This is a genomic window from Blautia sp. HCP3S3_G3 (genome assembly GCF_052063365.1).
Lineage (GTDB): Bacteria > Bacillota > Clostridia > Lachnospirales > Lachnospiraceae > Blautia_A.
This window is the reverse complement of sequence record NZ_JBQHXR010000042.1, coordinates 1-9,407: the sequence shown is the minus strand read 5'-3', so window position 1 is coordinate 9,407 and position 9,407 is coordinate 1. Positions and strand designations below refer to the sequence as shown.

The window sequence follows — 9,407 nt, the reverse complement described above, 5'->3', positions numbered from 1 at the left end:
CGAGGGCTTGTCCAAAAGCAAGGTTAAGAGATTTTCAGGGAAATGTCAGACATGTATGTAGTTTTGAAGATGCAAGGAAAGAAAACAGCTGGAGACAGCTGTTATTTTTTTTGTTAAAAAGGAAGGTGTATTGTATTTTCCTATGATGCAAAAAGTCCTCCGGGTAGGATCGTACTGTGGCGGAGAGGAATTATATTGCTAAAGTAATCCACCGCAGATGGTGAATCCTGCTTTTCAGGATTCTTTTTGTGCATGTAAAACATGCTTTGCATTTTCAAACATGCTCTGGTAATTCACACGAAGAACGGTTAAAATATAAGAAAAGAGAAATGTTTGGGCATCGTGTAGTTTCATTGATGAAAAGGCAGAGAAAATAATCGTTTAAGGATTAGAGCGTGTTTGAAAATTCAAACACACTCTAAAACATATACATATAACAGAAAGCAATTTTTAAACACGCTTTGGAATATAGAAAATACTTCAGGAGGAAACAGAAAACATGAAAAGAATCAGAATTCCGGAAACCGATTTGTCAGTATCATCTATGGGGTGCGGCTGTGTAAATGCCGGGCTGAAATGGGAAGGGAAAAATGCGGATGAAGTATTTGATGCATTTTTTGATCTTGGGGGGAATCTTTACGATACTGCGAGAGTATATTCCGACTGGGTTCCCACAGAAGTTGGAAGAAGTGAAAGAGTATTGGGAGAGTGGCTTTCCAGAAGCAATAAACGAAATGAAATTGTGCTTGTAACGAAAGGCGGTCATCCGGATATGCGTGCAAAAGACATTGATCTTCATAAAAGCCGTCTGTCAAAAGAGGAGATGGAATATGATCTGAATCTTTCTTTGAAAGCCCTGCAGACAGACTGGATCGATCTTTATTTTTATCACAGAGATGACCGGACAAGAACCGTGGAAGAGTTGATCGATACCATGGAGAGCTTTGTGAAAGCAGGAAAAATTAGATACTATGGATGTTCCAACTGGACCACTGAGAGAATGAAAGAAGCGGATGCATACTGCAGAAAAATGGGATACCGTGGTTTTGCGGCAAATGAAATGTATTATAATGTGGGAAGTATGCACAAACGCCCGGCGGCAGATGATACACTTGTTCTGATGGACCAGGAAATGCTTGCCTATCACAGAGAAAATCCCAGGAATCTTGCTATGCCATATATGGGACTTTGCAGCGGTGCTTTTAACAAATGGATCGCGCTTGGAGAGGAAGCTGTGCGGGAATCGGAATATTATACGGAGGAAAATGAAAAAGTAAAAGACCAGATGATCAAAATTGCGGAGAAATATCATATTACGATAACGCAGGCCGTTCTTGGATTCTTTACATGTCAGGATTTTGCCTGTGTTCCTTTGTACGGACCGAGAGGGGCTGATAGTTTTGCGGAAGCCTGCGGTACCTTTGAAATACCCTTTGAGAAAACAGATTATATAATGGAATAAAAAAGCCCTCCGGGGCGGAATCGCACTGCGGCGGAGAGGAATTATATTGCTAAAGCAATCCGCTGCAGGCGGAGGGGGCTGTGAAAAAACATAGCCCCTTTTTATATCAGATTATCATTTTATAGAGGAGAACAATGTTCACTCGACAAGTTTACATATCTGAAAGAAATGTTCCAGATCACCATAGGAAATGATGGTTGGATTGTTTATTTCTTTATTGGGAGTTTTTTCCTGGCTGTACCAGATTCCGAGAAGTCCACAATCACTGGCTCCTTTTACATCTTTGATCAGGTTATCCCCGATAAAAGCACATTCTTCCGGTTTACATTCTGATTTTTCCACACAGAGTTCAAAAAAATGAGGATGCGGTTTTTCGACACCGGCTTCCTGGCTTGTGACAATAAAATCAATATACGGTACAAAACCCAGTTTTTTAATCTTTTCATATTGAATAGAAGCTGTCATGTCAGTTCCGATACCAATGCGGATCTGTCTTTTCTTTAACTCCGAGCAGAGCCTGAGAACGCCTGGAGATGGCTGGGAATGGTCGATGAGGGTATCCCAGTAGGCGTGATACATATTTTCCACATGAGGAAAGAGCGGCTGAGAGAGTAATTCGGTCATGCACTGAAAGCGCAGCATCCGGCTGTGAATGGCTGCAGTATCTGTTCCGATGCGCTGCATCATAATGTTTTGTGCACGGTCATAACAACGAAGAATGGAGTCCTGCGGCAGGTGAAAGGCGTCCTGGCAATATCGGACAAGCGCTTCCATTCCATAAATGTGAGCTGTGTCATAGCTATATAATGTATTATCGATATCAAAAATAACAGTTTTTATCATTGGAAACTCCTTTTATGGCTGTTAATAGGAAATATCAGAATGAAGAGCGGGGACGCATCCTTAGAAATGATGGTTCTGATATTTTGAGCGGTGTTTTTATGTAGTTATACTATAACTGTTTTGTGAAACTACCGCAAGGATAAATAAACGGGATTGTATAAAATAGATGAACAAACCGGGTTGTAAAATAGATAAATAAACGGGATTGCATAAAATAGATAAACAAACAGGGATGTATAAAATAGATAGATAAACTGGACTGTTAAAAATAATTTAAATTGTGTATTGTAAAAAGGACAGTTCTCGCGTATGATAACGGCATTATTGAGAGAGAGAGGAAAATTATTATGAATACTCAAAACAGTACTATTTCAAAACTTGCACAGACAGCTCTTCTGGCTGCTTTATGCTATGTTGCTTTTACATTTTTACAGATTAAGATTCCGGTACCTGGCGGAGATGCGACTTCCTTACATATTGGAAATGCGTTCTGTGTATTGGGAGCGCTGCTGCTTGGCGGATGGTATGGAGGGCTTGCCGGTGCCGTGGGCATGACGATTGCGGACCTTATGGATCCGGTGTATATTACGGTAGCGCCGAAAACATTTGTTTTAAAACTTTGCATCGGACTGATCACAGGACTTGTTGCTCACAAAATTGCAAAAATCAATGAGAGTACAGACAGAAAATATGTCTTTAAATGGAGCCTGATTGCTTCCATAGCAGGACTTGCTTTTAATGTAATTGCAGATCCGATTGTTGGATATTTTTACAAACAGTTTATTCTGGGACAGCCGCAGAAACTCGCAGAGGCTCTGGCAAAAATGAGTGCAGTTGCCACGCTGATCAATGCGATTGTATCAGTCATTCTGGTTGCAATTATTTACAATGCATTAAGACCCGCATTGATCAAAAGTCATATTCTTGTAATTAATTCGAAGGAGTAGTTGATACAAAGGAGTAATCCATACAGCTAAGCAGACAGATTCATGTGTGATTTGTGTAAGTGTTTGATTTCGGTAAAGTTTCGGTTGTAACCATTTTGGCGCAATGCTATAATAGAATAAATCAGTAAGTAATCAGAATTATTTACACAATTCAGAAAAGGAAGGTATTGCTTATGAAGAAAAAAATGATGCTTTTTGCCGCTGTCGCAATGTCTGTTTCCATGCTTGCAGGAACATCGGTTACTGCGCTGGCACAGGATACTGCGCGTGTAGGTTCTCTGAAGGGACCAACATCTATGGGGCTTGTAAGTTTTATGAATGAAGCAGAAACAGAGGACGACGAGGATGTGCAGTTTACTTTTGAGATGATGGCAGCAGCTGATGAAGTATCTGCCGGATTTACATCCGGAGATCTTGATATTGCACTGGTTCCGGCAAACATTGCAAGTATTCTGTATAACAAGACGGAGGGAAAAGTTCAGGTTATTGATGTGAATACTCTCGGTGTTCTGTATATCGTAACAGCGGATGAAAGTATTGCCGGTGTGGCAGACCTGAAGGGAAAAACCATTTACTCTACAGGTAAAGGTCAGACACCGGAATATGTGCTGAATTATTTGCTGGAAGCGAACGGGATTTCGCAGGATGATGTGACAGTGGAATTTAAATCTGAGGCTACAGAAGTGGTTTCTGTTCTGGCACAGGATGAAAGCGCAATCGGAATTCTTCCGCAGCCATTTGCAACTGCAGCCTGCAAGCAGAACGAAAATCTGAAAGAAGTCTGTGACCTGACCCAGGAATGGGACAAAACCGGTAAAGGTACTCTGGTAACAGGTGTAACTATTGCGAAGAAAGATTATATTGATGCAAATCCGGAAGTAATCGAGGAATTTCTGGATGAGCATGAAGATTCCATTGAGTTCGCTGAGGAAGATACGGCAAAGACAGCAGAGCTGGTAGCAGCAGCCGGTATTGTGGAAAAAGCACCAATCGCAGAAGCGGCAATTCCGAAATGTAATCTGAAATATCTGGACGGTGAAGAAATGAAAACTGCTCTTGGCGGGTATCTGGAAGTTCTGATGGAACAGAATCCGGAATCCATTGGAGGAAGTCTTCCGGGCGATGATTTCTATTATACAGAAACAGAAGATTAACAGACAGAAAAATATGGTTAAGCAGAATGCAGGAGGGACAGATCATGCCCCTCCTTTTCTGAATGATCAACAGGGAAATTTCCGGAAAGAATAAGTTGGAAAGGTACCGGGATTTCAGAAAAAATACTGATTTGAACAGCAGCGGGAGATGTTTATGAAAAATAAGAAAGACACAGGTAAAAAAACAGTAGCGATTTTTTTCTGGCTTTGTGTATGGCAGATAGTTTCAGTGATTATGAAAGATTCTCTGGTATTCGTGGGACCGGCAGACATGCTGCGCTCACTATGGGAACAGATGCACGGAATGGAATTCTGGATTTCCATTGGAAATTCTGCTTTGAGAATTATGGCAGGATTTCTGGCGGCATTTGGAAGCGCTGTAGCGATGGCTGGAATTACTTTTCGTGTAAAATGGCTGAAACTTCTTCTGGATCCTGTAGTTCAGCTTGCCAAGTCTGTTCCGGTGGCATCTTTTGTAGTGTTGCTTCTGATACTGGCAGGTTCGGAAAAACTGTCGCTCTTTATTGTTTTTCTTATGGTATTTCCGATTATTTATGTGAACATGGGGCAGGGACTGGAATATGTGGATCCAGGGATGCTGGAAATGTCCCGTGTTTTCGGGATGAGTTTATGGAAAAAATTTCTCTATATTTACAGGCCGGCATTTCTGCCTTTCCTGATGAGCGGAGCACGGGTCGCACTTGGAATGGGATGGAAATCCGGAGTCGCGGCAGAAATCATCGGCATTCCGAGACATTCCATCGGAGAACGGCTTTATATGGCGAAGATTTATCTCAATACAGACAGCCTGTTTGCCTGGACGCTTGTGATTATTTTGTTAAGCATGCTGTTTGAAAAAGGATTTCTGAGGATTCTCAGGTTGTTTGGCGGAAAAACTCTGAAAGGGGAAGAGACAAAGTGAAGATCATAAATCTTTCAAAATGTTATGAAGAACATATTGTTCTTAGAAAGCTGAATCTTTTTCTGGAAGAAGGTAATGTATATGCGCTGATGGGGCCTTCCGGGTGCGGCAAAACAACATTGCTGCATATTCTGCTTGGCATTGTAAAAGCAGACAGCGGGACGGTGGAAGGTTTTTCCGGAAAAAGGTTTTCCGCAGTTTTTCAGGAAAACCGGCTGTTTGAATTTCTGACTGCCGCAGAAAATGTGGAAGTGGTACAAAGAAAACCGCAGAATCCGGAAAAAATCAGGGAAATCCTGAAAGAAATTTTGCCGGAAGCATCTCTTGATCAGAAAACCGGAGAGTTCAGCGGTGGTATGAAGAGAAGAGCAGCGATTGCAAGGGCTATGCTGGCAGATTCAGATGTGATCGTGATGGATGAACCTCTCACCGGTCTTGATGAAACTACCAGGAATCAGGTTATTTCTTTTATTTTGAAATATCGAAGAGACCGTACTCTGTTGTTTTCCACGCATCAGGAAAAAGAGGTGGAACTGTTTCATGCGGAGAAGATATTGCTGGTATAAGCTACGATAAAACACTGGTATAACCGGCGAAACAATAAGGTATTTATCGTGGCTTATACTAGTATAATCCATGTTAATTAACAGCATGTTTCGCTGGTCTGTTTTCCCGATAGCACAATCGTAAAAGCCTCAGCGTAGCCCGCTACGCCTGCGTTTTTACGATTGCACTCTCGAAAAAACATTCTCAGCGAAACAGTGAAGTAATTAACGTGGCTTATCTAGGGAAATGTGAAACAGCACGAGTGAAAGGGAAGCTTTACATCTCCAGAATCAATACCTGATATCCATAAAGGGTGATAACTGTATCTTCTGTCTCAATATCCGGATAGTTATTGAGGAGAACTCTGCGGTATGGTGACGGCAGTGTGACGGACTGCACTTCACGCTGATAATTACCCGCGACAAGCAGGGTTTTATCACCTTTGCGGTAATATGCCATCAGATTGTGCCGGTCTTCCCATACAGGTTCCAGCGTACCGTAAACAATTGTTTCTTTGTATTCCGGGTTCTTGCGCAGGGCAATCAGTTTCTTGTAAAAGCTTCGTACAGAGTCAGGATCATCGAGCTGACTGGAAGCATTTATGGAGACATAATTGGGATTGGGTTTGAGCCATGGGGTTCCTGTGGTAAAACCTGCATTTTCCTCAGAAGTCCACTGCATGGGGGTACGGGCATTGTCACGGCTGAAACGGCGAATGGAATTTAATGCCTCTTCCTCTGTACAGCCTGCATCCAGAGCAACTTTGTATTGATCCAGAGAGGAAATATCATCTACCTCATCAATGGATGAGAAAGGAACATTTTCCATTCCAAGCTCCTGTCCCTGATAAATAAAAGGCAGACCGCGAAGCATGAAATTCAGTGCAGCCAGCATTTTTTTGCTTTCGGGACAACAGTCGCCTTCCGGAATGTAACGGCTGGCACCGCGCGGTTCATCGTGATTTTCGATGATATTGGAAACAAAGCCGATGTCTCCGATCTTTCGCTGAGTTTCAAAACAGCATTTTTTGTAATCATCCGGTGTGATGGGAGCAGCATCATACCATCCATTCGGGCTGGATCCGAAAATGGTTTCGTTAAAGTCGAACATGGTAGAGAAATAGCCATTTTCACCGATAAAATCAGGCAACTCATCTTCTTTTTCATTAAACACTTCTCCGACAGAAAAGGCATCGTATTTTTTGAATGTTCTGTCACGCATTTCTCCGAGAAAATCTCCGATACCGGAAGCTTCTTCCAGCATTTTGTCGATATGTGACAGGCCATCTGCGCGGTCAGGCTCATAATCACGGAAAGGAAGAGCTTTTTTGATGTTGATGATCGCGTCTATGCGGAAGCCGCCCAGACCTTTGTCCAGCCACCAGTTGATGTTTTTATATACTTCTTCCCGGACTTCCGGATTTTCCCAGTTGAGATCGGGCTGTTTTTTGTGAAAAAGGTGAAGATATTGTTTGTTGGTTCCGGGAAGATCCTCCCATACGGAACCTCCGAAATAGGAGCGCCAGTTCGTAGGAAGCTCGCCCTCTTTTTTATCACGGAGATAGAAGAAGTTGCCGTATTTTCCGTCCGGATCTTCACAGGCTTTTTTGAACCATTCATGTTCATCAGAACAGTGATTGACTACAAGATCCATGAGAATATACATATCACGTTTTTTTGCCTCCGCGATCAGACGATCCATATCTTCCATTGTTCCGAAACGAGGGTCAATGTCATAATAATCTGAGATATCATATCCCTGATCAGCAAGCGGAGAGCGATAACAGGGAGAAAGCCAGATGATGTCGATGCCAAGATCTTTCAGATAATCCAGCTTGCTGATGATTCCCGGGATATCTCCGATACCGTCGCCATTGGAATCATAAAAACTCTTGGGGTATATTTGATAAGCCACTTTGTCGTGCCACCATTTTCTGTTCATGAGTGAAACCTCCTGGTATGTATAGTGATGTCTGGTACATCGAAAAATCAATAACCAGACAGTTTGAAGTAAAAGGATTATAACGTATTTCAGGTAAAAATGCTTGCATCATTTTGTATAAAAATAGCACAATCTTGACTTTTCAGTGCACTTCTGCTGTCTGTCGAAGGCAGAGCGTCCGGCAAAGCAGAATTCTCTCTCATATGTATTTTTCCAGCAGAACCAGCTGTACTCCCTCAATTCCATTAAACACAGTAGGAACGATTCCGATTTCCTGATATCCAAGTTTACGATATAATGTTCTGGCTGTGCGATTTCTGGCATTTGTGTCCATTCGCAGATAATGGCAGTTATGGGCGAGAGCGTATTTTTCGTAAAAATCTACGAAGGTTTTTCCGTAGCCTTTGCCTGATGCTTTCGGGGAAATGACCAGAGTGTGCAGAACCATCACTTCTTCATCAAGAGCCTCGTAGTTCCAGCTGCCTTCTTTGTAGGAGTCTACCTGTTTCTGATTAATAATGGCAGCTCCGACAATTTCTCCGTCTTCTTCTACAAACAATTCTCCGTTCTTTAAAGCCTGTTTTGCAGTATCGGCTGTGGGGTAAACTCCGCGTATCCAGCCAATGACAGCAGTTCCGTTTTCTTCTGCAGTGTGCAGGTCATCGTAAATAGCATTAACAGCCTGTAAATCTTCTTTTGTTGCTTTTCTGATCATGTTTATACTTCCCCTTTATTGATTGGAATTTAACCGAAGCAGTGATCCGGTTAGGAATAAGCAGCGGATTGAATTGTGCATATTCGTTTTGAAAAGTATTGTACTCGAAAATTTTGCGAAAGTCTATTGTAATAAATAATAGATAGATGGATTTCAGGCAAGTTTCGTTGTATCCGGTAATGGATTTTAATTAATGTTTTCTGGCTTATGATTATCTGGATGGAGCCGTCTGCCTGACCGTCTTTGATCTTTGAGAAAGAAGGATTTATGTAAAATTATAAGGTATAGGTTCTTCTTTTTATGTTAAACAGTAATTGGGTATTTTAATGAACAATAAATTAAGGAGTAGTGTTTGTTCAATTTGTAACTGTTTAGTATTTTCACAGTTATGAAAAATAAAGAATACATGGGAGAGTAGAAAAGGCAAAGATTTTGGATTTTCTGGATATGAGTTACAATCTGATTGATGGGATCCGGAAATAATAAGAAGATTTACAAACAAAGATTTGAATATGGTAATGAAATATATGGCTTCATACTAATAAATCTATGGAGATGTACTTTTTCATAGATGAAGATTTTGTCTGAAGAAGTAGTAGAATCAATATAACCTGCCCGGTGATAAAAAAAAATGTAAACGAGTCTTGTTTATGCCATGAAAAAATGTAGATAAAAATGAAAAAAGTTGTTGACATGCATGGTCTCCTGTGGTATCCTAATTGAGCTGTCAGAAAGAATTGTTTTTCTAAAAGACACAATTTAGCAATTTTTCAGAAAAATAAAAATAGTTGTTGACAAATGACTGAACATATGATAAAGTAGTCGGGTCGTCAATGAGAGATGACAGAAACCACAGAAAACCGCATATGTCGTTGAG

8 protein-coding genes are annotated in these 9,407 nt (G+C 41.3%); 5 read left to right on the top strand and 3 right to left on the bottom strand.

All coding sequences use genetic code 11. From position 1 onward, the window contains the following. The first annotated feature begins 499 nt into the window (after positions 1 to 499). Entirely contained in the window at positions 500 to 1,462 is a 963-nt protein-coding gene (locus ACTNEW_RS15870) for an aldo/keto reductase (RefSeq protein ID WP_441062727.1), read from the top strand. Between the two features lie 138 nt (positions 1,463 to 1,600). Here the strand turns inward: ACTNEW_RS15870 and ACTNEW_RS15865 are convergent, their stop codons facing one another. Then, the gene (locus ACTNEW_RS15865; RefSeq protein ID WP_441062726.1) at positions 1,601 to 2,305 is read right to left on the bottom strand and encodes an HAD family hydrolase; all 705 of its coding nucleotides are present in this window, start codon (positions 2,303 to 2,305) and stop codon (positions 1,601 to 1,603) included. 347 nt (positions 2,306 to 2,652) lie between these two features. Between ACTNEW_RS15865 and ACTNEW_RS15860 the strand changes: the two genes are divergently transcribed. The 4 genes from ACTNEW_RS15860 (at position 2,653) to ACTNEW_RS15845 (ending at position 5,894) form a co-directional block, all read left to right on the top strand. Then, complete coding sequence (locus ACTNEW_RS15860) at positions 2,653 to 3,252, top strand: ECF transporter S component (protein ID WP_441062724.1); 600 nt, start codon at positions 2,653 to 2,655, stop codon at positions 3,250 to 3,252. Positions 3,253 to 3,425: 173 nt separating this feature from the next. Beyond that, positions 3,426 to 4,406 (top strand): ABC transporter substrate-binding protein, encoded by a 981-nt coding sequence (locus ACTNEW_RS15855; RefSeq protein WP_441062723.1) that lies wholly within the window; start codon positions 3,426 to 3,428, stop codon positions 4,404 to 4,406. Between the two features lie 154 nt (positions 4,407 to 4,560). Beyond that, positions 4,561 to 5,328, top strand: coding sequence for an ABC transporter permease (locus ACTNEW_RS15850; protein WP_441062721.1), 768 nt, complete (start codon positions 4,561 to 4,563; stop codon positions 5,326 to 5,328). Beyond that, entirely contained in the window at positions 5,325 to 5,894 is a 570-nt protein-coding gene (locus ACTNEW_RS15845) for an ATP-binding cassette domain-containing protein (RefSeq protein ID WP_441062719.1), read from the top strand. The genes ACTNEW_RS15850 and ACTNEW_RS15845 overlap by 4 nt, the downstream gene beginning before the upstream one ends. 256 nt (positions 5,895 to 6,150) lie before the next feature. Here ACTNEW_RS15845 and ACTNEW_RS15840 read toward each other — a convergent pair whose 3' ends face one another. Both ACTNEW_RS15840 and ACTNEW_RS15835 read right to left on the bottom strand, forming a co-directional pair. Further along, positions 6,151 to 7,815 (bottom strand): alpha-glucosidase, encoded by a 1,665-nt coding sequence (locus ACTNEW_RS15840; RefSeq protein WP_441062717.1) that lies wholly within the window; start codon positions 7,813 to 7,815, stop codon positions 6,151 to 6,153. Between the two features lie 199 nt (positions 7,816 to 8,014). Beyond that, the gene (locus tag ACTNEW_RS15835) at positions 8,015 to 8,530 is read right to left on the bottom strand and encodes an N-acetyltransferase family protein (protein WP_441062715.1); all 516 of its coding nucleotides are present in this window, start codon (positions 8,528 to 8,530) and stop codon (positions 8,015 to 8,017) included. Between the last annotated feature and the right edge of the window lie 877 nt (positions 8,531 to 9,407).